Source organism: Antarctobacter aquimaris (assembly GCF_900184945.1).
Taxonomy (GTDB): Bacteria; Pseudomonadota; Alphaproteobacteria; order Rhodobacterales; family Rhodobacteraceae; genus Maliponia; species Maliponia aquimaris.
The window spans coordinates 130,584-156,716 of the sequence record NZ_FXYF01000010.1 but is presented as its reverse complement, the minus strand read 5'-3'; the positions used below and the strand labels follow the sequence as shown (position 1 = coordinate 156,716).

The following is a 26,133-nucleotide window of genomic DNA, read 5'->3' as shown; positions in this document are numbered from 1 at the left end:
GAAACCCGCCGCGCAACGCCTGACATAACAGGCGCACCGACAAAGGAGACGCCATGCCCACCCCGAACGCCGCCGCGATGGAGTTCCTGCTCACCCGCCGGTCTCGCCCAGCCAAGACGCTGACCGGCCCGGCCCCGGACGATGCCGCGCTGCTGCCGATCCTGACCGCCGCCTCGCGCACCCCCGACCATGGCAAGCTGGAACCCTGGCGCTTTGTCGTGCTGAAGGGCGCGGCCCTGGCCCGTCTCGCGGCCGAGGTGGAGGCCACCGGCGCGGCGCTGGGGAAATCCGCGGAAGACATCGCCAAGGCGCGCGGCGCCTTTGCCGACAGCCCGCTCTGCGTCGCGGTGATCGAGGTGCAGAAGGACAGCCCCAAGATCCCCGCGCTGGAACAGACCTATTCCGCCGGCGCCGTCTGCCTCGCGCTGCTCAACGCCGCGCTGGCGTCGGGCTGGGGGGCGAACTGGCTGTCGGGCTGGGCCAGCCATGACCGCGGCTTCATGTCCCGCGCGCTGGGCCTGGCGGACAACGAACGCATCACCGGCTTTGTCCACATCGGCACCGAAACCTCGGTGCCGCCGGACCGCCCCCGCCCCGACCTGGCGCAGATCACCACATGGGTCTCGGAATGATCCTCGAGGCTGTCTCGCGCGCGATCGCCCAGTTGCCGGACCCGCGCTTTCGCGGCGTGCTGCTGCGCGGGATCGGCATCACCGTCGCGGCGCTGGTGGGCGCGGTGATCGTGGTCTTCCAGCTGGTCGGCTGGCTGGTCGGCGACGACCCCAGCCTGCCCTGGATCGGTCCGCTGCCATGGCTCGCAGATGCGGCCAGCTGGGCTTCGGTCCCGGTCATGCTGCTGCTCTCGGCCTTCCTGATGATCCCGGTCGCCTCGGCCGTGACCTCGCTGTTTCTCGAGGAGGTCGCGCAGGCGGTGGAGGATCGGCACTACCCGGGCCTCGGCACCGCCACCAGTGTCCCCCTGGGCGACGGGTTGATCGATTCGCTGGGCTTTCTTGGCACCATGGTGCTGGCGAACCTGCTGGCGCTGGTGCTTTACCTGCTCTTTGCGCCGCTGGCGCCGTTCATCTTCTGGGCGCTGAACGGGTTCCTGCTGGGGCGGGAATACTTCACCCTGGCCGCGATGCGCCGCGTCGGACGGACCGAGGCGCGCCGCCTGCGCCGCCGTCACCTGGGCGCGATCTGGGCCACCGGGGTCATCATGGCGGTGCCGCTGACCATTCCGCTGGTCAACCTGCTGGTGCCGGTGCTGGGCGCGGCGGCCTTTACCCATGTCTTCCACCGGGTGGCCGCCAACAGACCCTGAGCCTGTATTCTTCGAAAAAACTGGCGGGGGCAGCGCCCCCCTTATTCGACCTGGACGCCATCCATCCGGTTGAACATCCAGCGGTCGATGTCGCGCACGGTGACAATCTCCAGAAGGATGATCGAGGCGAGGATCGCCCAGATCACCGCCGAAATGGCCGTGGTGATCCAGGCCTTGCGCTTGAGGTTGTGGACCTCGGGGCTGCCGGCATGGGTGCCGGGCACGACCTCGCCCACGTCCCCCTGCGTCTGCAGCCGGATCGGGATCACGATCAGGAAGGTCAGGAACCAGATCACCGCAAAAAGGACGATGCCCGAGGTGATGCCCATCAGACCTGCTCCAGTTCCACAAGGCAGCCGTTGAAGTCCTTGGGGTGCAGGAACAGCACCGGCTTGCCATGCGCGCCGATCTTTGGCTCGCCGGTGCCCAGTACCCGCGCGCCGGTCGACTTCAGGTGATCGCGCGCGGCCAGGATGTCGTCGACCTCGTAGCAGACATGGTGGATCCCGCCCGAGGGGTTCTTGTCGAGGAACCCCTTGATCGGGGAGTTTTCGCCCAGCGGGTAGAGCAGTTCGATCTTGGTGTTCGGCAGTTCGATGAAGATCACGGTCACGCCGTGGTCGGGCTCGTCTTGGGGCGCGCCCACCTTTGCGCCCAGTGCGGTGCGGTACTGCGCGGCGGCGGCCTCGAGGTCGGGCACGGCGATGGCAACGTGGTTCAGGCGTCCGATCATCTGTCGTCTCTCCAAAGCGGTGGTTGTCTTGGGTTATGGCGTTTCACCCACTTCCCGACAAGCCGGTGCGACCCTTAACCGCTTGTTCACCCTGTCGGTCCAATCTGAGGGCGACTCGATGAGGAGGCTCTGACATGGACGACAATGAACGACTCGCCCTGCACCTGCGGCCCACGGCCACCCGGCCGCTGCTGGGCCTCACGATCCTGGTGGTCGAGGACAGCCGCTATTCCTGCGATGCCATGCGGCTGTTGTGCCTGCGCTCGGGCGCGCGCATCCGCCGGGCGGATTGTCTGAAATCGGCGCGCCGGCACCTGCAGGTGTACCGGCCCAGCGTGGTCATCGTGGACCTTGGGCTGCCGGATGGATCGGGGGCAGAGCTGATCTCGGAACTGTCCATCGCCTGCCCGCGCGTCGACGTGGTGCTGGGCACCAGCGGCGACACCTTTGCCGAGGAGGTGGCGCTGGCCGCCGGGGCGGACGGTTTCCTGGCCAAGCCGGTGTCTTCGGTCATCGCCTTCCAGAATGCGATCCTGACCGCGCTGCCGCCCGAACGTCGCCCCACCGGCCCGCGCCTTGTCAGCGATGACCCGGTGTCGCCCGATCCGCTGGCCTACCGCGACGACATGGCCCATGCCGCCGATGTCCTGCAGGAGGCGGGCGACGACGGCACCCTGTCCTATCTCACGCAGTTCCTGGCCGGGGTCGCCCGCAGCGCAGGCGACGGCATCCTGCAGAAGGCGGCAGAGGACCTGGCCGATGCCCGCGCCGCGGGCCGGCCGACGGGGTCCGGCATCACCCGGATCTCGGCGCTGGTGCAGGACCGCCTGGCAGACCGCATGGCGATCTGAACGCCGGTCAGGACAGCAGCCCCGGATCGTCGCCCAGGTCGAGCCCGGGAAAGACAGCGCGTTCCAGCGCATCCGTCCCGACGCCGAACAGCCCGCGCATCAGCCATCCCAAGTGCGCGCGCAGGTCCCGTGCCGGCATCAGGTCGCGGCCCTGGAACAGCGCGGCCTCGTTCAGCCCGGGCCAGTCCGCGATCACGCGACCGCCGCGCAGCGCGCCGCCTGCCAGCAGCATGGCCCCGGCGGTGCCATGGTCCGTCCCGCCCGATCCGTTCCACCGCGCGGTGCGGCCGAACTCGGTCACCGCGACAACGGCGGTGGTGCCCCAATGGGGACCCAGCCCGTCCTTCAGCGTCAGAACCGAGTCGGACAGCTGCGACAGTGCCCGGCCCAGGTTGCGCTCCTGCACGGTGTGGGTGTCCCAGCCGGTCAGAGAATAGCAGGCAATCCGCGCTTCCTCGCGCAGCCTGTCGGCGGTGAACTGCGCCAGCACGCGCCCCGGTCGCTGCTGGTCCTTGCCCGGCAGCATGTCGCTGCGCGCCGCCGCCATCATCTCGCCCGGGTCCCCGGAAAAAGCCAGCGAATCGCCATCACTGCCGGCCAGCGCAAAGGCCGAGGCCAGCGCCGAGGCCATGGCCGGGTCCGACTGCATGACCATTTCGGTCAGCCGGATCGCCTGCGGCGACAGGCGCAGGTTGGCTTCCGGGGTCCAGCGGCTGGCCGGAGCGGGCCCGGACAGGATGCGGAACGGGTCGCTGCCCACGGCGTAGGCGGTCTGTCCGGTGGCGCCGGGCAACTGCTGCAACAGCCGGTTCAGCCATCCGTCGCCCGGCAGCGGCGCATCGGTGTGGGGCACGCCGGCCTCCAGCAGGTCCTGCCCGTCGAAATGGCTGCGCTTGTTGCGGTAGGGGGTCGACACGGCGTGGGCAAAGGCCAGCTCACCCGCCGTCCACAAGGGCATCAGCGGCGCCAGCGCGCCGTTCAGCGCAAAGCGGCCGTCGAGGTCAAAGGCCTTGCCGCCCGCGAGGTCGACGGCCGGCCGCCCGAGGGCCGCGAAATCCGGGTCGCCGTAGGGCGTGACGACACCCAGCCCGTCCATCCCGCCGCGCAGGATGATCACCACCAGCCGCCCCTCGCCGGGGGCTGCGGCAAAGCTGACCGGGGTGACCAGCGGACTGGCGGCCAGTGAACAGCCCAGCGCGGCGCTGCGGGTCAGAAAGGCGCGTCGGTCCATCACTCACATCCTCTGAAAGGCCGGGGAGGCCAGCACCACGCCGATCCCGTCGGCGCGCGTTTCAGCAGCGGCGGCGGCAAAGCGCACCGCCTTCGGCGCGCGCCCACCAAGCGCCATCTCGACAAAATCGCGCGGGTCCGGCAGGTCGGGGCGCAGGTACTGCGGTGCCAGAAAGGCCCATTGCACCCGCGCGGCCAGCCCCTGCGGCGTGAACCATGCGGCGTCCTCTTCGGGCAGGCCGTCCGGCCCGGCGGACTGCTGCCAGAACTGGCCCATCAGGCGCATCGGCTCCATCAGCCGCTGCGCCGTCCCGTGCGCCAGCGCCGCCTCCGGCACGTCCAGCGCGCGGCAGGCGGAGGTCACGAAGTCGAACGGTGTCTTGGCGTTGGCAGGCGCCGGGTCCCAGGCCGCGGGATGGCGCAGGAGCGCCGCGTAGACCTCGATCAGGTCGCCCCCGGTGGCAACCCAGGCCTCCGCGACCGTGGCCACAAGCGCCGGGTCGGGGGTGTCCGACACGAAATGCACTGCCAGCTTGCCGGCGATGTGCCGCGCGGTGGCGGGGTGGCGCGCCAGGTCGCGCAGCGCGGCATGGATGTCTTCCAGCACCGCCGGTAAATCGCCGCCATAGCGCATGCCCAGCACCGTCTCGGCCCCCGGTTCGGCCAGCGGACGGCGGAACACGGTCCCCTTGTCGGGGGTGAAGGCCAGCCCGGTCAGCAGTTCGGCCAGCTCGCGCACGTCGGTCTGGGTGTAGGGGCCGCCGACCCCCAGCGTGTGCAGCTCCAGCAGTTCGCGGGCGAGGTTCTCGTTCAGCCCCTTGGCCTTGCCCAGACGCAGCGCCTGCGGCGAATTCGGTCCGGCGGCGGCGTTCTGGTCCAGGTAATGCAGCATCAGGGGATGCGTCACGGCGGAAATCAGCAGGTCCTGGAAGCGTCCCGCCAGGTGCGGCCGGATCGCCGATTCGATGAACGGCGAGGTCGCCATCTGCATCGGCCCGGCCTTGCCGCGCGCGGTGAAATGATCGGCCCAGAAGCTTTCCAGCCGCTCGCGCAGCGGGGTTGCGCTGTTGATCCGCCGCGCGGCATGCGCCACCAGCCAGCCGCGCTGGTCCACGCGCGCGTCGCGGTTCATCTGGCGCAGCGCCTCCTGCGCGGTGTCGCCCGCTTCGGTGCCGGCATTCTGGCGGATGATCTTGCCCAGCGCATAGCTTTCGCCCACCCGGACGAGAAAGCCGTCAAAGGGCTGGATCGGAAAGCGCGCGGCCATCACGTCCGGACCACGCAGCCCGTCCAGCAGCGCCTCGACATTGGCGGGCGGGGCGATCCGGGGGGAGCGCCCGCAGCCAAAGCGGACATCGGCAAGAACGGCGTCGAACATGGGCCTGCCTCATGGGGGACAGGCCCAATATAGGCGCGGTGCGGCGCGGATGCACCGCCGCATCGGGCGGTGCAGGCGGGAAAGCGCCCCGGTCGTGCGTCAGTCGCGCGGGGTGACGCGCAGGCTCAGTTCCATCAGCTGGTCCGAGCTGGGCGCGGAGGGCGCGTTCATCATCAGGTCCTCGGCGCGCTGGTTCATCGGGAACATGATGACCTCGCGGATATTCGAGGTGCCCGCCAGGATCATCACGATCCGGTCGATGCCCGCGGCACAGCCGCCGTGCGGCGGGGCGCCGTAGTGGAAGGCGTTGTAGAGCGCGCCAAAGCGGCTCTTGACCTCTTCCTCGCCGTAGCCCGCGATCTCGAAGGCCTTGACCATGACCTCGGGCTTGTGGTTACGGATCGCGCCCGATACGATCTCGTAGCCGTTGCAGGCCAGGTCGTACTGGAAGCCGCGCACCTTCATCGGGTCGCCCATCAGCGCCTCCATCCCGCCCTGCGGCATGGAGAAGGGGTTGTGTTCAAAGTCGATCTCGCCGGTTTCCTCGTCCTTTTCGTAGATCGGGAAGTCGACGATCCAGGCAAAGGCAAAACGGTTCTCGTCGATCAGGCCCAGCTCGGCGCCCAGCACGTCGCGCGCCTTGCCGGCGATGCGCTGGAACGCCTGCGGCTTGCCGCCCAGGAAGAAGGCCGCGTCGCCGACGCCCAGGCCCAGCTGCTGGCGGATCGCCTCGGTGCGTTCGGGGCCGATGTTCTTGGCCAGCGGACCGGCCGCCTCCATCGCGCCATCGGTCTCGCGCCAGAAAATGTAGCCCATCCCCGGCAGGCCCTCTTTCTGCGCCCAGGCGTTCATGCGGTCGCAGAACTTGCGGCTGCCGCCGCCGGGCGCGGGGATCGCGCGGATCTCCGTTCCCTCCTGCTCCAGCAGCTTGGCAAAGATGGCAAAGCCGGAGCCGGCGAAATGCTCGGACACCACCTGCATCTCGATCGGGTTGCGCAGGTCGGGCTTGTCGGTGCCGTATTTCAGCGCCGACTCGGCATAGGGGATCTGCGGCCAGGTCGCCGGGTCGTCCACCTTTTTGCCTTCGGCGAATTCCTCGAACACCCCGGCCAGCACCGGCCCGATGGTGTCAAAGATGTCCTGCTGGGTGACAAAGGACATCTCCATGTCCAGTTGGTAGAAGTCGGTGGGCGACCGATCGGCGCGCGGGTCCTCGTCGCGGAAGCAGGGCGCGATCTGGAAATAGCGGTCGTAGCCCGACACCATGATCAGCTGCTTGAACTGCTGCGGCGCCTGCGGCAGCGCGTAGAACTTGCCCGGGTGCAGCCGCGACGGCACCAGGAAGTCGCGCGCGCCCTCGGGACTGGAGGCGGTGATGATCGGCGTCTGGTACTCGCGGAAACCCTTGCCCCACATCCGCTTGCGCATGGAGGCGACAACGTCCGAACGCAGCTTCATCGTGGTCTGCATCGCGTCGCGGCGCAGGTCCAGGTAGCGGTGCCGCAGGCGGGTCTCCTCGGGGTATTCCTGGTCGCCGAAGACCATCAGCGGCAGTTCCTGCGCCTCGCCCAGCACCTCGAGGTCGCGGACAAAGACCTCGATCTCGCCGGTCGGGATCTTGGGGTTGACCAGCGCGGCGTCGCGCGCCTTTACCGTGCCGTCGATGCGGATGCACCATTCGCTGCGCACCTTTTCCACCGCGTTGAACACCGGGCTGTCCGGGTCGCACAGCACCTGCGTCACGCCGTAATGGTCGCGCAGGTCGATGAACAGAACGCCGCCGTGGTCGCGGATGCGGTGCACCCAGCCCGACAGGCGGACGGTTTCGCCGACGTTGGCCTTGGTCAGTCCGGCGCAGGTATGGCTGCGGTAGGCGTGCATGTCGTGCCCCTTGAAGAATGTGCAAAAGTCAGGCGCCGATACATCCCTACACCGGGTGGAAGTCAAGGGAGACGCCCCGATTTGCCGCGATTCGGCGCGATCCGCCCGGCAGTGTCACCGGAAAAGGTCCATAGCACGCCAACGGGGGGGCAAGGCGGCGGTCGGTCAGGGCAGGCCCCCAGCGGGGCAGGCGGGTCAGAGGCTCAGGTCGAACAGGCTTCCGTCGGGCAGTGCCGTCGCGCGGCAGCGCGCGGCGGGGTGGACCAGCGCGCGGTACAGCGTTTCGAACACCGCCGCGTGCCAGGCGGCGCGCGCCGGGTCGCTCAGATCGGGCTGCCCGGTGATGCGGAACCGCCACGGGCCGTCGACGTGGAAGCTGGCCGACCCGGCAAAGGTCCAGGCGTGTTTCGCGATCGCCCGCGACAGCATCCTTGCCGCAAGGCGCCGGGGCAGCGCGCGCAGCACAGCCTGCGCCAGGTCCGGAATCCGGTGGGTCAGGATGTAGTGTCCCGTCCGCCGTCCCGCGCGCGCCAGCACCCCGGCCGCCCTTGCACCGCACCGCGCCCGGACCTCGCCGTGCAGCAGCATGGCGGGGGCCTCGGGGATCATGCGGTCACCCGACGGCACCGCCACCCCGATGCCCGCCATCAGTGCCATCCGCGCCGGCACCCCGATCTCTTCATCCAGCACCGGCACCAGTTGCAGGATCGCGTTCGGCCCGATCCGCGCGCCGCCCTCGCCCGACAGGTCGCGCGGCATCAGACGTCTTCCATCTGCTGGTCACCTCCGCCGCAGGCCTTGACCGCCTCGCCGGGCATCCGGAACGGTTTGGGCGCCTCGGCGGTCTCCCGGTCCTGCGCCCGGTCCTGCGCGCGCTCCTTCATCTGGTCGCGCACCGCCTCGCGGCGCTCCTTGGCGCGCGCGGCGCGGTCGGCGGCAGCTTCCCAGTCCTCCAACTGCGCCTCGGCCAGTTGCCGCGATTCGTCAAAGTCGAAGTGCACCTTGGCCTTTGTCTGCGGACCCCAGTAACCCGCCTTGCCGAGGTCGTAGAAGGTGCGGTTGACCCCCGCCTTGAGGAAGGCCTTGAGACAACCCAGCAGGTAGCGCCGCCGGTATCCGGTGCCGCGCCAGGGGTAGTGGAACAGCGCCTTTCGCATGTAGAAGCGGCGGTAGTTCTTCATCACCCCGTCCAGTAATTCGCCCCGCGTCATGGCGGCGGGCTTCATGATCGGGGTCACGAAGTTGTATTTCGAGAAGTCGAAGATCTCGACCTTGTCCTTCAGTTCCTGGAACAGCGGGGTAAAGGGCCAGGGCGTGTACATCGACCAGTTGGCCAGGTCCGGCTGCCAGTCCCAGGCCATCCGGAAGGTTTCTTCCAGCGTCTCGGGCGTCTCGTTGTCGAGACCGACGATGAACTGCGCCTCGGTAAAGATGTCGGCGTCGCGCAGCAGGCGGATTGCCTCCTTGTTCTCCTCGACCTTGGTTTCCTTGTTGAACAGGTCCAGCTTCAGCTGCGCCGCCGCCTCGGTGCCCAGGGAGACGTGCACGAGGCCTGCCTTGCGGTAGAACTTCAATAGGTCGCGGTCTCGGTAGATGTCGGTCACGCGGGTGTTGATGCCCCATTGCACGCGGCGCGGCAGGTCACGGGCGATCAGCTCTTCGCAGAACTGGGTGAACTTCTTGCGGTTGATGGTGGGCTCCTCGTCCGCAAGGATGAAGAAGCCGACGCCGTGAGTGTTCACAAGGTCCTCGATCTCGTCGACAACGGCGATGGGATCGCGCACGCGGTAGTCGCGCCAGAACTTCCACTGCGAGCAGAAGGAACAGGTAAAGGGGCAACCTCGCGCCATGTTCGGAATGGCGACCCGCGTGCCCAGCGGAATGTAGATGTATTTCTCCCAGTCGATGATCGACCAGTCCGGCTTGATCGCGTCCAGGTTCTTGACGGTCGAGGCGGCGGGCGTTGCCTTGATCTCGTCGCCCTCGCGGAAGGCCAGGCCGTGAATGCGGTGGCGGTCCTCGGGCCAGCGGCCGGTGGCGATGGCCAGCATCAGGTTGACGACGATCTCCTCGCCCTCGCCCCGCACGATCACGTCGACCCAGGGCGCCTCGGACAGTACCTGCTTGTACATGAAGGTGGCATGGACCCCGCCCAGGATGCGCACCGCGTTCGGCACCCGCTCATGTGCGATGCGCAACGCCTCTTCGGCGCGATAGATGTTGGGCGTGATCGAGGTGAGGCCCACGGCATCGGGCTGCAATTCGGCGATCATGTCGCCCAGCCGCGCGTCGTCGATGTCGTTGGTCATCGCGTCGATGAAATGGATGTCGTCGAACCCCGCCTGGCGCAGGTGGCCCGTCAGGTAGGCGACCCAGGCAGGCGGCCAATTGCCCGCGATCTCGGCCCCGCCAGAATGGTAGTTCGGGTGGATGAACAGGATTCGCATGGCAGACCTCCGCTGTTTGGCAGAAGTTGACACTCAATATGTCAACTGTAATTGACACAGATCAACTGGTCTTGCCGTGTGACGCGCGCCCCGGCCTGGAACGGCTGCTGAACGTTCCCCGAGTAGAAGAAAGCCCTCAGCCCCAGCGCAAAGACGATCACTCCGGCCACTGAATGCAGCATCACCGCCTCTGGAAAGTTGCCGCGCCGCTCGTAGGCCCAGGCAAAGATCAGCCCGCCGGAAAAGGTCATCAGCGTGGCGATCCAGCTCCAGCACATCAGGTGCGCCAACGAAAACAGCACGGCGTTCAGCACCAGCGGCGCGGTGTCGCCTCCGGGCAATAGCCCGCCGTAGCGGCGAAAGGACAGCGGCCGGAACACCCGCTCCTGCGGCAGGGCCGACAGCACCGGGCATAGCGCCGCGATCATCAGCATCAGCGCCAGGCTGTGCCAGACCAGGAAGAATGTCGCCCCCGGCGCCGTCAGCCACAGCGCGCCGGAGCCGACCATGATCGTCGCCAGCGCGAAGCCCGCCACGCGCCGCCAGTCGATCCGCCCCGCGCCCCGCGCCAGCGACCGCCATTCGAACCCCGGCGTCAGGTGCAGCAGCACCAGCCCCAGCGCGGTAAAGCCGAACAGCAGGGGAAACATCAGGTTCGGTGGAAAGGCCAAGGCGATCACCACGGGCCCCACAACAAACAAGCCGACGAACCCGGCCCAGAGCCGGGACCGGCGCGGTACAAGGGCCTGAACGTCCGACAAAAGGCTCATCTCGGCATCCCCCGTGCGACGGTCACAAGGCAGAGAGAGGCAGTGGGTTCGGCCCTGCCGGCCTTGCCGCCGGTTTCGAGGCTTGCGCTTGGGGGCGCGCCGTCTATAACGCCGACAATTTGCGAGAGGACTCCCGGGTCATCCGGCCGCGGGACACAGACGGAGCCGACGATGCCCAAGCGTACCGACATCAAGTCCATCATGATCATCGGCGCGGGGCCCATCGTCATCGGACAGGCCTGCGAGTTCGATTACTCCGGCGCCCAGGCCTGCAAGGCCCTGCGCGAAGAGGGATACCGGGTCATCCTGGTGAACTCGAACCCGGCCACCATCATGACCGACCCGGAACTGGCCGACGCCACCTACATCGAGCCGATCACCCCCGAGATCGTCGCCAAGATCATCGAAAAGGAACGCCCCGACGCGCTGCTGCCCACCATGGGCGGGCAGACCGGGCTGAACACTTCGCTGGCGCTCGAGGAAATGGGCGTGCTGGAGAAATACGGCGTCGAGATGATCGGCGCCAAGCGCGCCGCCATCGAGATGGCCGAGGACCGCAAGCTGTTCCGCGAGGCGATGGACCGCATCGGCCTGGAAAACCCCAAGGCGACGATCGTCACCGCCCCCAAGAAGGACAACGGCAAGCGCGACCTGGCCAAGGGCGTCGAGATCGCGCTGGAGGCGCTGGAATACGTCGGCCTGCCCGCCATCATCCGCCCCGCCTATACCCTGGGCGGCACCGGCGGCGGCGTGGCCTACAACCGCGAGGACTACATCCATTACTGCCGCTCGGGCATGGACGCCTCGCCCGTGGGCCAGATCCTGATCGACGAAAGCCTGCTGGGCTGGAAGGAATTCGAGATGGAGGTCGTCCGCGACAAGGCGGACAACGCGATCATCGTCTGCGCCATCGAGAACGTCGATCCGATGGGCGTGCACACCGGCGACAGCATCACCGTCGCCCCCGCGCTGACGCTGACCGACAAGGAATACCAGATCATGCGCAACGGCTCCATCGCCGTTCTGCGCGAGATCGGGGTGGAGACCGGCGGGTCGAACGTGCAGTGGGCGGTGAACCCGGAAGACGGTCGCATGGTCGTGATCGAGATGAACCCGCGCGTGTCGCGATCCTCGGCGCTCGCCTCCAAGGCGACGGGGTTCCCGATTGCCAAGATCGCCGCCAAGCTGGCTGTCGGCTACACGCTGGACGAACTGGACAACGACATCACCAAGGTGACGCCCGCCTCCTTCGAGCCGACCATCGACTACGTCGTGACCAAGATCCCGAAGTTCGCCTTTGAAAAGTTCCCGGGCGCCGAGCCCAAGCTGACCACCGCGATGAAATCGGTGGGCGAGGCCATGGCCATCGGCCGTACCATCCACGAGTCGATGCAAAAGGCGCTGGCCTCGATGGAATCCGGCCTGACCGGCTTTGACGAGGTGCTCATTCCCGGCGTCGGTGCCGACGCCTGGTCCCCCGCAGGGGACAAGTCCGCCGTGATCAAGGCGCTGTCCGACCAGACCCCCGACCGCCTGCGCACCATCGCGCAGGCCATGCGCCACGGGTTGTCGGACCTCGAAATCCAGGGCGCCACGGCCTATGACCCCTGGTTCCTGGCCCGCATCCGCGAGATCGTCGAGGCCGAGGCCGAGGTGCGCGCCAATGGCCTGCCGCAGGACGCCGACGGGATGCGCGCGCTCAAGATGCTGGGCTTCACCGACGCACGTCTGGCCAAGCTGACCGGCTTTGCCGAACAGGACGTGCGCAGCCGCCGTCACGCGCTGGGCGTCACCGCCGTGTTCAAGCGGATCGACACCTGCGCGGCCGAGTTCGAGGCCCAGACCCCTTACATGTATTCCACCTACGAGATGCCCATGATGGGCGAGGTGGAATGCGAGGCGCGCCCCTCTGACCGGAAAAAGGTCGTCATCCTCGGCGGCGGTCCCAACCGCATCGGCCAGGGGATCGAGTTCGACTACTGCTGCTGCCACGCCTGCTTTGCGCTCAGCGATGTCGGCTACGAGACGATCATGGTCAACTGCAACCCCGAGACCGTGTCGACCGACTACGACACCTCGGACCGCCTCTACTTCGAGCCGCTGACCTTCGAACACGTCATGGAGATCCTGCGGGTCGAGCAGGACAACGGCACCCTGCACGGGGTCATCGTCCAGTTCGGCGGCCAGACGCCGCTGAAGCTGGCCAATGCGCTGCATGACGAGGGCATCCCGATCCTCGGCACCACGCCCGACGCCATCGACCTGGCCGAGGACCGCGAGCGGTTCCAGGCGCTGGTCAACCAGCTGGGCCTGAAGCAGCCGCACAACGGCATCGCCTCGACCGACGCGCAGGCGCTGGCCATCGCCGAGAGCATCGGCTTTCCGCTGGTGATCCGCCCCTCCTATGTGCTGGGCGGCCGCGCGATGGAGATCGTGCGCGACATGGACCACCTGCGCCGCTACATCAACGAGGCGGTCGTCGTGTCGGGCGACAGCCCGGTGCTGCTGGACAGCTACCTGTCCGGCGCGGTCGAGCTGGACGTCGATGCGCTGTGTGACGGGCAGAACGTTCACGTCGCCGGTATCATGCAGCACATCGAGGAGGCCGGCGTGCACTCGGGCGACTCCGCCTGCTCCCTGCCGCCCTACTCGCTGTCCAGGACGCTGCTGGACGAGGTCGAGCGGCAGACCCACGCGCTGGCCCGCGCGCTGAACGTGGTCGGCCTGATGAACGTGCAGTTCGCCATCAAGGACGACGAGATCTATCTGATCGAGGTGAACCCCCGCGCCTCGCGCACCGTGCCCTTTGTCGCCAAGGCGACCGACAGCGCCATCGCCTCGATCGCCGCGCGCATCATGGCGGGCGAGCCGCTGTCGAATTTCCCGCTGCGCGAAGGCTACCCCGAGGATACCGACTACGACAGCGACCTGCCGATGGCCGACCCGATGACGCTGGCCGATCCGGACATGCCGTGGTTTTCGGTCAAGGAGGCGGTACTGCCCTTCGCCCGCTTCCCCGGCGTCGACACCATCCTCGGCCCCGAGATGCGCTCCACCGGCGAGGTCATGGGCTGGGACCGTTCCTTTGCCCGCGCCTTCCTCAAGGCGCAGATGGGCGCGGGGACGGTTCTACCGACCGAAGGCACCGTGTTCTTTTCGATCAAGGATCAGGACAAGACCATGCAGCTGGTCGACTGCGCGCGCATCCTGGTCGATCTCGGGTTTGACATCGTGGCGACCGCTGGCACCGCGTCGTTCCTCGCGGCGCACGACATCGCCTGCCAGCTGGTCAAGAAGGTCTACGAGGGCCGCCCGAATATCGTCGACGCGATGAAGGACGGCAGGATTCACCTGGTGATCAACACCACCGAGGGCGCGGCTGCCGTCACCGACTCGCGCGAGATCCGCTCGGTCGCGCTCTACGACAAGATCCCGTACTTCACCACCGGCGCGGGCGCCCATGCGGCGGCGCTGGCGATGAAGGCGCGGGAAGAGGGCGAGCTGATGGTGAAATCGCTACAGGGGTGAGGTGGTCTGCCTGCGTCTTGGCGCAGGCGGAACGCCTTTCTCAGGGCGCGTCAGCGCCACCACCGCAGCCGGGGTAGGGTGGGTTTTCAACCCACCGCCCGCTGGGCCGCCTTTTACCAGCGCCAGTCGAACTTGCGCAGCACCACCACGCTGATCGTGCCCGCATTGCGCTCCTGCACGACCGGCGAGTCGCCGATCGATCCGGCCAGCTGCGTCCAGCCCACCGTGCCCTTGATCGCCCACTGGTCGTTGAAGTCGTGCCGCAGGCTCATCTCGATGCCGTAGGAATGCAGGCCGCCGTCGGCGTCGTAGGCGGGCAGGAAGGCCCCGGTCGGCACCGTGAAATAGGTGTCGGCATAGGCGTCGCTGGCCATCGTGATGCGCGGGCCGACACGGAATTCGGTCCCCGAGGCCGGGAACAGGATCGCATCCACACCCACGTCCATGACCACGCCGTCATGCCCGGTCACGCCCATGCGCACCGCGCCAAACACTTCGCTGTTGGGCATCCGGTAGGCCAGCTTGGCGCCCAGTTCCAGCGCCGCGTCCACGTCGTCGATGCCGGCCAGCCGCTTGTAATCCTTGTCGTCGCGCTCTGCCAGGTAGCGGAAGGAGGGGCCAAAGCTGAAGCCCATGCCGTCGCCCTTGTCGAGGTTGAACACCCACCAGTCCAGCGCGCTCAACCCGCCCGAGATGGCTGGCCCGGTGGTATATTTCTGCGCGCCTTCATAAGCCGGTGCGACGCCTGCCCCAAGGCCCAGTTCGAATTGCAGCAGGTTGTCGTTGGCCTGGGCCGACAGCGGCGTCAGCGCAAGGGTCAGAGCGGCGGCGACGGTGGTCAGGGCGGTCGTGTGGGTCATGTCGGTCCTCGATCGGGCGGTGCGCCGGGGCGCTTTGTGCACACATAGCATGTCCGTCTGCCGACGCCAGAGCGCCGCTCTGTCACGCGCACAAAGGCAGCGACCGTTGCCGCAAAAGCGCCTTGTTCCGCCGGGCCTCGGACGCAAGCCCCTTTCCGGCGGATCCAGCCCGCCAAGTCCCCGGGGCGCCGGGGCGGATCGCCCCTCCACATCGCCCGCCGCGCCTGCTACACCCTCCGCGACAGCATACCGGAGGGCCATTGTCATGAAACCCGTCATCCTCTGCATTCTCGACGGCTGGGGCCTGCGTGACGATGAGGCAAACAACGCACCCAGGCTTGCCCATACCCCCACCATGGATCGCCTGACCGCCACCTGCCCCCATGCCACGCTGGTCACCTATGGCCCGGACGTCGGCCTGCCCAGCGGGCAGATGGGCAATTCCGAGGTCGGCCATACCAACATCGGCGCGGGCCGGGTGGTGGCCATGGACCTCGGGCAGATCGACCTGGCCATCGAGGACGGCTCCTTTTTCGACAACGCGGCACTGCGGGATTTCGCCGAAACGGTGAAGTCCAAGGGCGGTATCGCGCACCTCGCCGGGCTTGCCTCGCCGGGCGGTGTCCATGCCCACCAGGACCACATCGCCGCCGCCGCCCGTGCGCTGACCGATGCGGGGCTGGAGGTGCGGATCCATGCCTTTACCGACGGGCGCGACGTGCCGCCGCAATCCGCCGCCGAGCAGATCGCCGCGCTGGAGGCCGCGCTGCCGCAGGGCGCGCGGATCGCCACGGTGACCGGGCGCTACTTTGCCATGGACCGCGACACGCGTTGGGACCGTGTCGAAAAGGCCTGGCGCTGCATCCGCGCGGGAGAAGGTCACGCCGCCGCCAGCGCGACAGAGGCCGTCCGCGCCGCGCATGAGCGGGGCGAGACCGATGAGTTCATCCTGCCGACCGCCATCGCCGGCTATGCGGGCATCCACAGCGAAAACGACGGGCTGTTTTTCGTCAACTTCCGCGCCGACCGGGCGCGCGAGATCCTCGAGGCGCTGATCCTGCCCGAATTCGACGGTTTCGACCGTCCCGGCCACGCGCCGTTTTCCGCCGTTCTGGGCATGGTCGAGTATTCCGATGTCCTGCGGCCGCACATGACGGCGGTGTTTCCGCCCCGCGACATCCGCAACACGCTGGGCGAATGGGTGGCCAAGCATGGGCTGACGCAGTTCCGCCTGGCGGAGACCGAGAAATACCCGCACGTCACCTTTTTCCTGAACGGCGGCAAGGAAACGCCCGAGCCGCACGAGGACCGTTTCATGCCGAAATCGCCCAAGGTGGCGACCTATGACATGCAACCCGAGATGTCCTCGGCCGAGGTCACGGAAAAGTTCGTCGAAGCCATCGGCAAGGGCTATGACCTGATCGTCGTGAACTACGCCAACCCGGACATGGTGGGTCATACCGGCGACCTGCAGGCGGCGATGAAGGCCTGCGAGGCGGTCGACAAGGGGCTGGGGCAGGTGGTGGCCAAGCTCGAGGAAACCGGCGGCGCGCTGCTGATCATCGCCGATCACGGCAACTGCGAGACGATGGTGGACCCGGAAACCGGCGGACCGCACACCGCGCACACCACGAACCCCGTGCCGGTGATCCTCTACGGTGCGCCCGATGTGACGCAGCTGCGGGACGGGCGGCTGGCCGACGTGGCGCCGACCCTGTTGCAGCTCATGGACTTGCCGAAGCCCGAGGAAATGACCGGGCAGAGCCTGATAGCGTGAAACGCCTTGCGGTGATCCTGATGCTTTGGGCGCTGCCGCTGTCCGCGCAGGAGGCGGGCGACAAGGCCCGCGCCGCCGCCGAGGCGCTGGAGGCGGCTTCGGTTCTGCTGGATACCGCCGAGGACGCGCAGGACCGGGTGGCGGCGCTGACCGACACCGTGCGCGCCTACGAAGACGGGCTTGCCGCCATGCGCGAGGGCCTGCGCGCCGCCGCGATCCGCGAGACCGAGTTGGCACGGAAGCTGGCCGCGCAGGAGGCCGAGGTCGCGAAGTTGCTGGGCGCGCTGATGGCGGTGGGCGACCGCGTCGCGCCGCAGACGCTGGTGCATCCGGACGGACCGCTGGGTGCGGTCCGCGCCGGGATGCTGGTGGCCGAGGTCACGCCGGGGCTGGCCGCCAAGGCCGCCGCCCTGCGCGCCGACCTCGAGGAGGTCACGGCCCTGCGCAGCCTGCAACAAAGCGCGGCCGACACCTTGCAGGAGGGCCTGACCGGCGTGCAGGCCGCGCGCACCGCGCTGAGTCAGGCCATCGCCGAACGCACCGACCTGCCGCGCCGCTTTACCGAGGACCCGATCCGCACCGCCATCCTGATCTCGGCCACCGAGACCTTGCAGGGCTTCGCTTCGGGCCTGGCCGAGATCACCGAGGAAGAGGACAGCGCCCCGCTGCCGCCGATCGCCGAGCAGAAGGGCCGCCTGCCGCTGCCGGTGCGCGGCGTTGTCCTGCGCGAGGCGGGCGCCCGCGATGCCGCCGGCGTGACCCGCCCCGGCATCGTCGTCGCGACCCGCCCCGGCGCGCTGGTGACAACCCCCACGGCGGCCACGATCCGCTATGCCGGGCCGCTGCTGGACTACGGCCTGGTGGTCATTCTCGAGCCGCAGGCGGACCTGATGTTCGTGCTGGCGGGGCTGGACACCACCTATGGCGAAGCGGGGCAGGTGGTGCCCGCCGGATCGCCGGTGGGGCTGATGGGCGGCGCTGCCGGCAATATTGCGTCACCTTCCGGTGAGGGGGCTGGCGCTGGCCGGACGGAAACGCTCTATATAGAGGTCAGAGAGGGCGACGTGCCCGACGATCCACTGCGGTGGTTCACAACCGACAAGGGATGACTGAGGAATGAAGAAATTCGTGATGGCCGCTGTCGGCGGCACGCTGGCATCGGTGGTGGCGACCACGCAGTTCGTGGGGCCCTTGCTGGCTCAGGAGGCCCGGTCGCAGACCGTCTACGAACAACTCGACCTGTTCGGCGACATCTTCGAGCGCATCCGCGCGCAGTATGTCGAGGAAGTTGATGAGACCAAGCTGATCGAGGCGGCCATCAACGGCATGCTGACCTCGCTCGACCCGCATTCCAGCTACTTGCCGCCCGACGATGCCGCCGACATGCGCGTGCAGACCCGGGGCGAATTCGGCGGTCTGGGCATCGAGGTCACGCAGGAGGACGGCTTTGTCAAGGTGGTCTCGCCGATCGACGGCACCCCGGCGATGGAGGCGGGCATCGAGGCGGGTGACTTCATCACCCATGTCGATCGCGAGTCCGTGCTGGGCCTGACGCTGGACCAGGCGGTGGACATGATGCGCGGGCCGGTGGGGTCCGAGATCGTGATCACTGTGGTCCGCGAAGGGGTCGATGAGCCCTTTGACGTCTCGATCATCCGCGACACGATCAAGCTGACCGCCGTGCGCTCGCGCGTGGAAGGCAGCACCGTCGTGCTGCGCATCACCACCTTCAACGACCAGACCTATCCCAACCTCGCCGACGGCATCGCCAAGGAAATCGAGGCGGCGGGCGGTATGGACAAGGTCAACGGCTTTGTCATCGACCTGCGCAACAACCCCGGCGGCCTGCTGAACCAGGCGATCGCCGTGGCCGATGCCTTTCTCGACAAGGGCGAGATCGTGTCGACCCGTGGCCGCGACCCGGCAGATGGCGACCGCTACAACGCCCAGCCCGGCGACCTGGCCGAGGGCAAGCCACTGGTGGTGCTGATCAACGGCGGCTCCGCCTCCGCCTCCGAGATCGTGGCCGGCGCGTTGCAGGATCATCGCCGCGCCATCGTCGTGGGCACCAAGTCATTTGGCAAGGGCTCGGTCCAGACCGTGATGCCGCTGCGCGGCAACGGCGCGATGCGCCTGACCACATCGCGGTATTACACGCCTTCGGGGCGCTCGATCCAGGCGTTGGGCGTGTCGCCCGACATCGTCGTCGCCCAGCCCCGCCGCGACCCGAATGCCGAGCCGGAGGAGGAATCGACGAACCCCTTCAGCCGCTCCGAAGCGGACCTGCGCGGCAGCCTCGACAACGATTCGCTGACCCCCGAGGAGATCGAGCAGATCGAGGCCGACCGCGCCAAGGCCGAGGCCGCCGCCAAGCTCCGCGAAGAGGACTACCAGTTGGCCTATGCCATCGACATCCTCAAGGGCCTGTCGGCGCTGGCACCGCGCAACTGATCGCGCCGCTCCCTGCGCTTTGACAACCGGCGGTCCGAAGGGGCCGCCGGTTTTCGTTTTGGCGGGCGGGCTTGACGGATCGGCGTCCGCAGCCTCTACAAGGGGCGGACGCACAATCGAAAGGGGCCACCCATGACGCCAGAGGAGATCGCCCACCTGCCATATCGCCGCAACGTCGGGGTGATGCTGGTCAATGCCAAGGGCCATGCCTTTGTCGGCCAGCGGTACGACAGCGAGGTCCCGGCCTGGCAAATGCCACAGGGCGGGATCGACAAGGATGAGGACCCGCGCGCCGCCGCGCTGCGCGAGTTGCAGGAAGAAACCGGCGTGACACCGGACCTGGTGACCGTGGAGGCCGAGACAGAGGGCTGGATCACCTACGACTTGCCGCACGACATCGTGCCCAGGATTTGGAAAGGCCGCTACAAGGGGCAGAAGCAGAAGTGGTTTCTGGTGCGCTTCCACGGCACCGACGACCAGGTGCGCATCGACGCAGACGATCATCAGGAGTTTTCCGAGTGGCGCTGGCTGGCGCCTGACGAGGTCGTGGCCCAGATCGTCCCGTTCAAACGGCCCGTCTACGCCCGGGTTGTCGAAGAATTCAGGGAGCACCTGTGATGCGCTGGATCGCCTTTGCTTTCGGCATGCTGGCCACCCCCGCCCTGTCACTGTCCTGCCTGTCGCCGGACCCGGTGAGCGACTTCAAAGTTGCCGAGCAGTCCAGTGACCGCTGGGGCATCGCCGTCGGCCGGCTCGACTTTGACGAAGGTCGGTTGCCCGTTGTGGACATCGACCGCCAGGAAGACGGCCCGCCGCAGACCGACATCCGCGCGCAGTTCGTGGGCAAGTCGCTGGACAGCACCGGGTTCAACAGGGATTTCCAGGCCAATGTCACCCTGCGCGTGCAATGCCTCGGTCCGTGGTGCATCCGCCCGCAGAGCGGTCGGCGCTACCTGGCCTTCATCCGGCACGAGGGCGGCAAGCGGGTGATCCCGGCCGAGGTCTGCGGCAACTGGTTGTACCCGAACCCTGCAAGGGCGGACCTCGACCGCTTGCACCGCTGCTTTGTCGGCGGTCCCTGCGAGGAACGCGGTTTCTGAGCCGCCCTGTTCCGGCCGCGTGACATCTTGGGTCCGACAATATTCCAGGGGTGTGGGGGCAGAGCCCCATCCGGTCGCCGCGCACCCGGCGCGGCGAAACCGCCCCGTCAGCGCAGCCGGTTCAGCACCGCGAGCGAAGCATAGCCGTCCGGCACCAGCCCCTGCGCGCGCTGGTACTGCCGTACCGCCTCCACCGTCAGCGGCCCGATCTTGGCATCGATCCCCTGGGTGTCGAATCCTTCCGCCGTCAGCCGCTTTTGCAGCTCGATCCGCTCCATGAAGGTCAGCGCCCGGTCGCCGCGCGGCCAGGTGCCCTGGATCGGCCTGCCGCCGGAAATCCGATCCGCCAGGTGCCCGACCCCGATCACGTAGGCGTCCGCCGTGTTGTAGGTCTCGATCACCTCGAAGTTGTCGAACACCAGGAAGGCCGCGCCCTTGTGCCCCGCCGGCAGCAGCACCGAGGCCTCTCCGAAATCCTGCACCGGCTGACCGTCGAGCCCCAGCACACCCTTGCGCGCCCAGGCTGACGGAAGGCGGGTCAACTCGCGCTTGGCCTCCATGTAGTCAAAGCCCTTGGGCAGCGTCACCTCGACGCCCCAGGGCACGCCGGTCTGCCAGCCGTTCGACTTGAGGTAGTTCGCGGTCGAGGCCAGCGCGTCGGCCGGATCCTCGCCCCAGATGTCGCGGTGCCCGTCGCCGTCATGATCCACCGCCAGCGTCTGGAAGGACCCCGGCATGAACTGCGTGTGCCCCATGGCACCGGCCCAGGAGCCCAGCAGGTTGTCCGGCGTGGTATGGCCCTGTTGCAGGATCATCAGCGCGTCGATCAGCTGCGCCTCGAAGAACTCCGCCCGGCGCGCGTCGTAGGCCAGGCTGGCCATGGCCTCGATCACCGGGGTGCTGCCCTTGAAGGTGCCGTAGGCCGACTCCAGCCCCCAGATCGCCACGACGATCTCTTTCTGCACGCCGTATTCGGCCTCGATCCTGTCCAGCAGCGCCCGGTGCTTTTTCAGCGCCGCCTTGCCGTTTGAGACGCGCGCGTCCGACGCGGCGCTGTCGAGGTAATCCCAGATCGTCTTGGTGAACTCGGACTGGTTGCGGTCGCGTTCCACCACCTTGCGGTCAAAACTCACGTCCTTGAACGCGGTATCATAGATCTGCGCGTCGATCCCGGCCGCCAGGGCGCGGGGCCGGAAATCGACGATCCAGGCGCGGAACCCCTCCTGCGTGCCGGTGATGGGCGCTGTCAGGGCCGTCTCGGCCTCCAGCCCGGCGGGGCGGCCCACGGGGCGGATGGTGCCGATGCCGTCCAGGCTGGCGGCGGCGCGGCTGACCAACTCCGGTTCTGCCACGGTCTCGCCCCGGGCGACGGGGCGCGGGGACACCTTGACCGTCTCGGCCAGGGCCGGAGAAGCCATGAAATAAAGGGCGAAGAGCCCGGGACACACGCGCCACGTCATGAATCTGATCCTGCTGCCCGTTTGTTTTCCACCACCTTAACGCGAGAGGCGCCTTGTGCGAAGAACAAACGCGGATCGCCCGCGGTTTCCCGCCGCCGCGTGGCGCGACGGAAGCGGCTCAGCGTTTCTCGCGTTTTTGCCGGGTCAGCTTGCGCTTGGTCTTGGCGTCCTTGGCCTTGGCCTTGCCCAGCTTGCGCCGGGGCGCGGGGCCGCCCTTGCGGCCACGGCCGAAACCGCGCGGCTTGCCGCCGCCGCTGGTGCTTTCATAGCCCTCGTCGTCCAGCTCCAGCAGTTCAAAGGCGATGCCGCCGGTGACCGGCGCGGCCTCGACCAGCTTGACCCGCGCGCGCATCCCCAGCCCGATCATCCGGCCCGTGCTGGCGCCCATCAGGGTCCCGGCATCGCGGTCAAAGTGGAAATACTCGTTGCCCAGGGTGCCGATCGGGATCAGCCCGTCGGCCCCGGTCTCGTCCAGCTTCACAAACACGCCGAACTTGGCGATGCCCGAAATGCGCCCGGTGAATTCGGCGCCGAGGCGATCCGAGAGATAGGCGGCCAGGTAGCGGTCCGTGGTGTCCCGCTCGGCCATCATCGAGCGGCGTTCGGTGTCGCTGATGTGCTGCGCGGTGCGCTCCAGCGTCTCGATATCCTGCACGCTGAGGCCGTCGTCGCCCCACTTGTGCGCCGAGATCAGACCGCGGTGCACCACCAGATCCGAATAGCGACGGATCGGCGAGGTGAAATGCGCGTAGTTCATCAGCGCGAGCCCGAAGTGGTGGAAATTCTTCGGGCTGTAATAGGCCTGCGTCATGCTGCGCAGCGTGGCCATGTTGATCAGCTCGGCCTCGCCGGTGCCTGCCGCCTGGTGCAGCAGGTTGTTCAGGTGCTGGGTCTTCAGCACCTGTCCCTTGGCCAGCGTCAGCCCGGCGGCCTCGGCTGTGTCGCGCAAGCTCTCCAGCTTGTCCGGCGGCGGCTCCTCGTGGACGCGGAACAGCAGCGGCGTGTCCTTGGCCACCAGAGTCTCGGCAGCGGCGACATTGGCCAGCACCATGAATTCCTCGATCAGCTTGTGCGCCTCTAGCCGGTCGGCGAAATCGACCGAGGTCACCTTGCCGTCCTCGTCCAGCACGATCTTGCGCTCCGGCAGGTCGAGGTCCAGCGGCTGACGCCGTTCGCGCGCGGCCCTGAGCGCGGCATAGGCGGCATAGAGTGGTTTCAGCACAGGCTCCAGCAGCGGGCCGGTCTTGTCGTTGGGCTGGCCGTCGATGGCGGCCTGCACCTCCTGGTAGTTGAGCGACGCGGGTGAGCGCATCAGCCCGCGCACGAACTTTTGCCCCAGCTTGTTGCCCTCGGCGTCGATGCGCATCCGCACCGCGATGACGGCGCGCGGCACGCCCTCGTGCAGCGAGCAGAGGTCGCCCGACAGCCGGTCGGGCAGCATCGGAACGACCCGGTCGGGGAAGTAGGAAGAGTTGCCCCGGGTCCTCGCCTCGCGGTCGAGCGCGGAGCCCGGGGTGACGTAATGGGCCACGTCGGCGATGGCGACCCAGAGGATATGGCCGCCTGCGTTCTTGGGGTCCTCGTCCGGTTCGGCATAGACGGCATCGTCGTGGTCGCGGGCATCCCAGGGGTCGATGGTGATCAGCGGCAGGTCGCGCAGGTCGGTGCGGTCCTTGAGCCCGGCAGGCTTCATCTGGTCGGCCTCGGCCAGCACGTCCTCGGGGAAATCGTCGGGGATGCCGTGCTGGTGGATGGCGATCAGCGACACGGCGCGCGGCGCCGTCGGGTCACCCAGCCGCAGCACGATGCGCGCGCGCGGCGGGCCAAGGCGGTTGCGCGCGGGTCCGGCCTGTTCTGCCTCGACCAGCTCGCCCTCCTGCGCGCCGCCGGTGGCGTCGGGGGCGACTGTCCATTCCTGCACCGCGCCCTTGTCGATGGGCACGATCCGCCCGCCCTCGGCGCCCTTGCGGAAGATGCCGACCACGCGGCGCGGGCTGGCGCCGATGCGGCGGATCAGCCGGGCCTCGTAGTTGTGGTCGGCCTCGTGCACCACCTGGAGCCGGGCGAGGATACGGTCGCCTTCGCCCAGCGCGGGATCGGAGGCGCGCGGCATGATCAGGATGATCGGCTCCACCCCTTCGCCGTGCCATTCCAGCGGCTTGGCGAACAGGTCGCCGTTGGCGTCGGGTTCCTTGACCTGCAACACGCTGACCGGCGGCAGGCGGTCGGGGTCGCGGTAGGTCTTCTTGCGTTTTTCCAGATGGCCCTCTTCCTCGAGCTCGCGCAGGAGGCGCTTGAGGTCGATGCGGTCAGCGCCCTTGATGCCAAAGGCCTTGGCGATGTCGCGTTTCGCGGTGAGGGTCGGGTTGGCGGAGATCCAGTCGAGGATATCGGCCTTGGTGGGCAGCTTGCTCATGGCGCTCAGGTAACACGCGCGCGGGGCGGCGTCATGTCGATTCAGCGGGCGCGCAGATCCTCTGCCGTGTCTACATCATGCAGCACGTCCACCAGCGCGACGCGGGTTCCGGGGATTGAGGCGAGGGTGTCCGACAGGGCCTGTTCGGATGACCAGCGCACCCCGTCGAACAGCGAATTCGGCACGCGCGAGGCGTTGCGCAGGCCGACCAGCCAGTAGCCGCCATCGGGCGCGGGGCCAAAGACGGCCTCGGCCGCGCCCAGCGCGGCAAAGGCGCGGGCGATGTGGGCGCGGGTCACGCCGGGAATGTCGGCGCCGATCAGGCAGACCGGGCCGGGCGGGGCGGCGCGCAGGGCGCGCGCCATGCGCTGGCCCAGATCGCCCGGTCCCTGTGGTAGCCGCGGCAGACCGGCGGGCCAGATGCGGGACGTAAGCCCCTCGCGGTCGGGCGCGACGGCCAGCACGATGCGCCAGCGCGGGTCGCGCAGGCGACGCAGCAGGCGCGTCACCTGGTGGCGGAACCACCAAGCGGCGGTCGTGCTGCCGATGTCGCGCGCCAGCCGGGTCTTGACCCGGCCCGGGCGCGGCACCTTGAGCATGACGATCAGCGTGGGCCGGGCACGAAGGAGGCCCCGGGTCAGGCCCGGGGCGCGGCGTGCCTCAGGCAAAGTAGTCCTGCAGAATGCGGGTGTAGATCGACTTGAGCTGGTGGATCTGCGCCACCTCGACCCGTTCATCGACCGCGTGCATCGTCTTGCCCACGAGGCCGAATTCGACCACCGGGCAGTGATCCTTGACGAACCGCGCGTCGGAGGTGCCGCCGGTGGTGGACAGTTCCGGCGTGACATTGGTCTCGACCGCGACCGCCCGCGACACGAGGTCAGACAGCGCGCCCGGCGGGGTGAGAAAGCTCTCGCCCGAGATCTTGATCCGCACCTCGGTCCGGGTGCCGAAGGCGGCGTCGACCTCGGCCGCCTCCTGCCGCAGCCAGTCCGACAGCGCGGCGCCGGTGTGGGTGTCGTTGTAGCGGATGTTGACCGTGGCGCGGGTCTGCGCGGGGATCACGTTGGTCGCCCCGTTGCCGGTGTCGATGGTCACCACCGCCAGCGTCGAGGGGTCGAAATGCGCGGTGCCCTCGTCCAGCACATGGCTGGACAGCCGGTCCATCAGCCGCGCCATGGCGGGCATCGGGTTCAGCGCGCGATGCGGATAGGCGGAATGGCCCTGCTTGCCATTGACGGTGAACCAGGCCGAGAGCGAGCCGCGTCGCCCGATCTTCATCATCTGGCCCATGTGATCGGGGCTGGTCGGCTCACCCACCAGGCAGACGGACATCCGTTCGTCGTGCTCGGCCATCCAGTCCAGCAGGGCGACGGTGCCGTGGTCGGCGTCGCCCTCCTCGTCGCCGGTGATCGCTAGGATCACCGCGCCGTCGGGTGGCGTGTCCTTGACGAAATCGACTGCCGCGGCGGCAAAGGCGGCAACGCCGGATTTCATGTCCGTCGCGCCACGGCCGTAGAGAAAGCCGTCCACGATCTCGGCGCCGAATGGGTCATGCGTCCAGTCCGCGCGATTGCCGATGGGCACCACGTCGGTGTGACCGTTGAAGCCGAAGGTGCGGGAATGACCCTTGTCCCCCCAACGGGCAAACAGGTTCGGCGTGCCGCCCCGGTCGACGCGGACACAGGTGAAACCGGCGCCCTCCAGCAGGTCGTGAAGCAGCACCAGCGCGCCGCCTTCCTTAGGCGTGACCGAGGGACAGCGGACGAGGCGGGCGGTCAGGTCGACTGGATCGGTCATCTCGGGGGCTCCTTTTCGCGGCAATTGCGGCGGGCCAAGGGCTAGCGCGCCGCGCAGCATTTGGCAAATGGCGCGGTGCGGTCTTCGGATCGTGGCGGCGGCGCGGGCAAGGTGCTAGGCAGGAGCG

General features: G+C 68.1%; 22 protein-coding genes. 9 read left to right on the top strand and 13 right to left on the bottom strand.

What is annotated here, in order from left to right:
* Positions 1–53 precede the first annotated feature (53 nt).
* Both MAA8898_RS17615 and MAA8898_RS17610 read left to right on the top strand, forming a co-directional pair.
* Positions 54–632 carry a nitroreductase family protein gene (locus tag MAA8898_RS17615; RefSeq protein ID WP_094022334.1) on the top strand — a complete coding sequence of 193 codons (579 nt, stop codon included), beginning with the start codon at positions 54–56 and terminating at the stop codon, positions 630–632.
* Positions 617–1,324 (top strand): EI24 domain-containing protein, encoded by a 708-nt coding sequence (locus MAA8898_RS17610; RefSeq protein ID WP_245853465.1) that lies wholly within the window; start codon positions 617–619, stop codon positions 1,322–1,324. Before MAA8898_RS17615 ends, MAA8898_RS17610 begins: the two co-directional genes overlap by 16 nt.
* Before the next feature lie 41 nt (positions 1,325–1,365).
* On the opposite strand, the gene MAA8898_RS17605 is transcribed toward MAA8898_RS17610, so the two are convergent.
* Positions 1,366–1,653 (bottom strand): DUF1467 family protein, encoded by a 288-nt coding sequence (locus tag MAA8898_RS17605; protein ID WP_094022332.1) that lies wholly within the window; start codon positions 1,651–1,653, stop codon positions 1,366–1,368.
* Positions 1,653–2,057: a methylmalonyl-CoA epimerase gene (gene mce / locus MAA8898_RS17600; protein ID WP_094022331.1), complete on the bottom strand. Its 405-nt coding sequence runs from the start codon at positions 2,055–2,057 to the stop codon at positions 1,653–1,655. Before mce ends, MAA8898_RS17605 begins: the two co-directional genes overlap by 1 nt.
* A 134-nt stretch (positions 2,058–2,191) precedes the next feature.
* Here mce and MAA8898_RS17595 point away from each other — a divergent pair, with 134 nt between their 5' ends.
* The gene (locus MAA8898_RS17595; protein WP_094022330.1) at positions 2,192–2,908 is read left to right on the top strand and encodes a response regulator; all 717 of its coding nucleotides are present in this window, start codon (positions 2,192–2,194) and stop codon (positions 2,906–2,908) included.
* A gap of 7 nt (positions 2,909–2,915) precedes the next feature.
* On the opposite strand, the gene MAA8898_RS17590 is transcribed toward MAA8898_RS17595, so the two are convergent.
* The 6 genes from MAA8898_RS17590 to MAA8898_RS17565 all read right to left on the bottom strand — a co-directional run bounded on the left by MAA8898_RS17590 (position 2,916) and on the right by MAA8898_RS17565 (position 10,494).
* The gene (locus MAA8898_RS17590) at positions 2,916–4,139 is read right to left on the bottom strand and encodes a DUF1501 domain-containing protein (protein ID WP_094022329.1); all 1,224 of its coding nucleotides are present in this window, start codon (positions 4,137–4,139) and stop codon (positions 2,916–2,918) included.
* A 3-nt stretch (positions 4,140–4,142) separates the two neighbouring features.
* Positions 4,143–5,516 (bottom strand): DUF1800 domain-containing protein, encoded by a 1,374-nt coding sequence (locus MAA8898_RS17585; protein ID WP_094022328.1) that lies wholly within the window; start codon positions 5,514–5,516, stop codon positions 4,143–4,145.
* Positions 5,517–5,615: 99 nt separating this feature from the next.
* Positions 5,616–7,397 (bottom strand): aspartate--tRNA ligase, encoded by a 1,782-nt coding sequence (aspS, locus tag MAA8898_RS17580; RefSeq protein WP_094022327.1) that lies wholly within the window; start codon positions 7,395–7,397, stop codon positions 5,616–5,618.
* A gap of 195 nt (positions 7,398–7,592) precedes the next feature.
* Positions 7,593–8,156: a bacteriochlorophyll 4-vinyl reductase gene (gene bchJ / locus MAA8898_RS17575; RefSeq protein WP_094022326.1), complete on the bottom strand. Its 564-nt coding sequence runs from the start codon at positions 8,154–8,156 to the stop codon at positions 7,593–7,595.
* The gene (bchE, locus tag MAA8898_RS17570; protein ID WP_094022325.1) at positions 8,156–9,844 is read right to left on the bottom strand and encodes a magnesium-protoporphyrin IX monomethyl ester anaerobic oxidative cyclase; all 1,689 of its coding nucleotides are present in this window, start codon (positions 9,842–9,844) and stop codon (positions 8,156–8,158) included. Before bchE ends, bchJ begins: the two co-directional genes overlap by 1 nt.
* Positions 9,845–9,885: 41 nt before the next feature.
* Entirely contained in the window at positions 9,886–10,494 is a 609-nt protein-coding gene (locus tag MAA8898_RS17565; protein WP_245853463.1) for a CPBP family glutamic-type intramembrane protease, read from the bottom strand.
* A 291-nt stretch (positions 10,495–10,785) separates the two neighbouring features.
* Between MAA8898_RS17565 and carB the strand changes: the two genes are divergently transcribed.
* On the top strand, positions 10,786–14,142 hold the full coding sequence (gene carB / locus MAA8898_RS17560) for a carbamoyl-phosphate synthase large subunit (RefSeq protein WP_094022323.1): 3,357 nt from the start codon (positions 10,786–10,788) through the stop codon (positions 14,140–14,142).
* Between the two features lie 113 nt (positions 14,143–14,255).
* Here the strand turns inward: carB and MAA8898_RS17555 are convergent, their stop codons facing one another.
* On the bottom strand, positions 14,256–15,002 hold the full coding sequence (locus MAA8898_RS17555) for a MipA/OmpV family protein (protein WP_176445210.1): 747 nt from the start codon (positions 15,000–15,002) through the stop codon (positions 14,256–14,258).
* A gap of 265 nt (positions 15,003–15,267) precedes the next feature.
* On the opposite strand from MAA8898_RS17555, the gene gpmI reads away from it, so the two are divergent.
* The 5 genes from gpmI (at position 15,268) to MAA8898_RS17530 (ending at position 20,330) form a co-directional block, all read left to right on the top strand.
* Positions 15,268–16,779, top strand: a complete 1,512-nt coding sequence (gpmI, locus tag MAA8898_RS17550) for a 2,3-bisphosphoglycerate-independent phosphoglycerate mutase (RefSeq protein WP_094022321.1) — start codon at positions 15,268–15,270, stop codon at positions 16,777–16,779.
* Positions 16,776–17,888 (top strand): murein hydrolase activator EnvC family protein, encoded by a 1,113-nt coding sequence (locus tag MAA8898_RS17545; RefSeq protein WP_245853456.1) that lies wholly within the window; start codon positions 16,776–16,778, stop codon positions 17,886–17,888. The genes gpmI and MAA8898_RS17545 overlap by 4 nt, the downstream gene beginning before the upstream one ends.
* Before the next feature lie 7 nt (positions 17,889–17,895).
* Positions 17,896–19,230: a S41 family peptidase gene (locus MAA8898_RS17540; protein ID WP_094022320.1), complete on the top strand. Its 1,335-nt coding sequence runs from the start codon at positions 17,896–17,898 to the stop codon at positions 19,228–19,230.
* 132 nt (positions 19,231–19,362) lie between these two features.
* Positions 19,363–19,848 carry an RNA pyrophosphohydrolase gene (locus MAA8898_RS17535; protein WP_094022319.1) on the top strand — a complete coding sequence of 162 codons (486 nt, stop codon included), beginning with the start codon at positions 19,363–19,365 and terminating at the stop codon, positions 19,846–19,848.
* Positions 19,848–20,330 carry a hypothetical protein gene (locus tag MAA8898_RS17530; RefSeq protein WP_094022318.1) on the top strand — a complete coding sequence of 161 codons (483 nt, stop codon included), beginning with the start codon at positions 19,848–19,850 and terminating at the stop codon, positions 20,328–20,330. The genes MAA8898_RS17535 and MAA8898_RS17530 overlap by 1 nt, the downstream gene beginning before the upstream one ends.
* A 107-nt stretch (positions 20,331–20,437) precedes the next feature.
* Here MAA8898_RS17530 and MAA8898_RS17525 read toward each other — a convergent pair whose 3' ends face one another.
* The 4 genes from MAA8898_RS17525 to dapE all read right to left on the bottom strand — a co-directional run bounded on the left by MAA8898_RS17525 (position 20,438) and on the right by dapE (position 26,006).
* The gene (locus tag MAA8898_RS17525; protein ID WP_176445209.1) at positions 20,438–21,748 is read right to left on the bottom strand and encodes a lytic murein transglycosylase; all 1,311 of its coding nucleotides are present in this window, start codon (positions 21,746–21,748) and stop codon (positions 20,438–20,440) included.
* A 160-nt stretch (positions 21,749–21,908) separates the two neighbouring features.
* Positions 21,909–24,206, bottom strand: a complete 2,298-nt coding sequence (rnr, locus tag MAA8898_RS17520) for a ribonuclease R (protein WP_094022316.1) — start codon at positions 24,204–24,206, stop codon at positions 21,909–21,911.
* A 41-nt stretch (positions 24,207–24,247) separates the two neighbouring features.
* Positions 24,248–24,805, bottom strand: a complete 558-nt coding sequence (locus MAA8898_RS17515) for a TIGR04282 family arsenosugar biosynthesis glycosyltransferase (protein WP_094022363.1) — start codon at positions 24,803–24,805, stop codon at positions 24,248–24,250.
* A 61-nt stretch (positions 24,806–24,866) separates the two neighbouring features.
* Entirely contained in the window at positions 24,867–26,006 is a 1,140-nt protein-coding gene (gene dapE, locus MAA8898_RS17510) for a succinyl-diaminopimelate desuccinylase (protein WP_094022315.1), read from the bottom strand.
* Positions 26,007–26,133 lie beyond the last annotated feature (127 nt).

Excerpts from the sequence above, each read along its gene's own strand:
- MAA8898_RS17615 (WP_094022334.1), top strand. The coding sequence starts at position 54 with ATGCCCACCCCGAACGCCGCCGCGATGGAGTTCCTGCTCACCCGCCGG.
- MAA8898_RS17610 (WP_245853465.1), top strand. The coding sequence starts at position 617 with ATGGGTCTCGGAATGATCCTCGAGGCTGTCTCGCGCGCGATCGCCCAG.
- MAA8898_RS17605 (WP_094022332.1), bottom strand. The coding sequence starts at position 1,653 with ATGGGCATCACCTCGGGCATCGTCCTTTTTGCGGTGATCTGGTTCCTG.
- mce (WP_094022331.1), bottom strand. The coding sequence starts at position 2,057 with ATGATCGGACGCCTGAACCACGTTGCCATCGCCGTGCCCGACCTCGAG.
- MAA8898_RS17595 (WP_094022330.1), top strand. The coding sequence starts at position 2,192 with ATGGACGACAATGAACGACTCGCCCTGCACCTGCGGCCCACGGCCACC.
- MAA8898_RS17590 (WP_094022329.1), bottom strand. The coding sequence starts at position 4,139 with ATGGACCGACGCGCCTTTCTGACCCGCAGCGCCGCGCTGGGCTGTTCA.
- MAA8898_RS17585 (WP_094022328.1), bottom strand. The coding sequence starts at position 5,516 with ATGTTCGACGCCGTTCTTGCCGATGTCCGCTTTGGCTGCGGGCGCTCC.
- aspS (WP_094022327.1), bottom strand. The coding sequence starts at position 7,397 with ATGCACGCCTACCGCAGCCATACCTGCGCCGGACTGACCAAGGCCAAC.
- bchJ (WP_094022326.1), bottom strand. The coding sequence starts at position 8,156 with ATGCCGCGCGACCTGTCGGGCGAGGGCGGCGCGCGGATCGGGCCGAAC.
- bchE (WP_094022325.1), bottom strand. The coding sequence starts at position 9,844 with ATGCGAATCCTGTTCATCCACCCGAACTACCATTCTGGCGGGGCCGAG.
- MAA8898_RS17565 (WP_245853463.1), bottom strand. The coding sequence starts at position 10,494 with ATGTTTCCCCTGCTGTTCGGCTTTACCGCGCTGGGGCTGGTGCTGCTG.
- carB (WP_094022323.1), top strand. The coding sequence starts at position 10,786 with ATGCCCAAGCGTACCGACATCAAGTCCATCATGATCATCGGCGCGGGG.
- MAA8898_RS17555 (WP_176445210.1), bottom strand. The coding sequence starts at position 15,002 with ATGACCCACACGACCGCCCTGACCACCGTCGCCGCCGCTCTGACCCTT.
- gpmI (WP_094022321.1), top strand. The coding sequence starts at position 15,268 with ATGAAACCCGTCATCCTCTGCATTCTCGACGGCTGGGGCCTGCGTGAC.
- MAA8898_RS17540 (WP_094022320.1), top strand. The coding sequence starts at position 17,896 with ATGAAGAAATTCGTGATGGCCGCTGTCGGCGGCACGCTGGCATCGGTG.
- MAA8898_RS17535 (WP_094022319.1), top strand. The coding sequence starts at position 19,363 with ATGACGCCAGAGGAGATCGCCCACCTGCCATATCGCCGCAACGTCGGG.
- MAA8898_RS17530 (WP_094022318.1), top strand. The coding sequence starts at position 19,848 with ATGCGCTGGATCGCCTTTGCTTTCGGCATGCTGGCCACCCCCGCCCTG.
- MAA8898_RS17525 (WP_176445209.1), bottom strand. The coding sequence starts at position 21,748 with ATGGCTTCTCCGGCCCTGGCCGAGACGGTCAAGGTGTCCCCGCGCCCC.
- rnr (WP_094022316.1), bottom strand. The coding sequence starts at position 24,206 with ATGAGCAAGCTGCCCACCAAGGCCGATATCCTCGACTGGATCTCCGCC.
- MAA8898_RS17515 (WP_094022363.1), bottom strand. The coding sequence starts at position 24,805 with ATGCTCAAGGTGCCGCGCCCGGGCCGGGTCAAGACCCGGCTGGCGCGC.
- dapE (WP_094022315.1), bottom strand. The coding sequence starts at position 26,006 with ATGACCGATCCAGTCGACCTGACCGCCCGCCTCGTCCGCTGTCCCTCG.